The following is a 402-nucleotide window of genomic DNA, read 5'->3' as shown; positions in this document are numbered from 1 at the left end:
ATATCGAAGCGAAAACAGTCTCCCAGCGGCAAGCCGAGCACCTTGCAGACGGCGGCCTTGATCACGTCGGCATGGCTGACCAGTGCCACGGACTGGTTCTGGTAGCGTTTGCGAAGCTGCTGCATCAGCGAGGTGACACGTTGCTGCACGTCCAGCATGGTCTCGCCGCCCGGCGTCCTCGCCTGCTGACGCCGACTGTTCCACACCCGCCAGTCGGCGTCCTGGTTCAACTCTTCGAAAGTCTTTCCCGACCACGCGCCGAAGTCGATCTCATCGAGCTCTTGGCAGATTGTAATCTTATCGGGACTGCAGGCGATTGCGATCGGTTTTGCGGTTTCCAATGTTCGTTCGCGCGGGCTGCAACAGATGGCTGCTAGCGGCTTCGGTGCCATGTGGCTGGCC

The 402-nt window shown here is 60.4% G+C and carries 1 protein-coding gene; it reads right to left on the bottom strand.

Features of this window, described 5'->3' with window-relative positions; all coding sequences use genetic code 11:
• Positions 1–341 (bottom strand): histidine phosphatase family protein (locus tag EOA86_RS38260; RefSeq protein ID WP_245497524.1); only part of this gene is annotated, 341 nt, incomplete at its 3' end.
• Positions 342–402: the final 61 nt, after the last annotated feature.

It is taken from the genome of Mesorhizobium sp. M5C.F.Ca.IN.020.32.2.1 (assembly GCF_004023105.1).
Taxonomy (GTDB): domain Bacteria; phylum Pseudomonadota; class Alphaproteobacteria; order Rhizobiales; family Rhizobiaceae; genus Mesorhizobium; species Mesorhizobium wenxiniae.
This window is presented reverse-complemented; position numbering and strand designations above follow the sequence as displayed.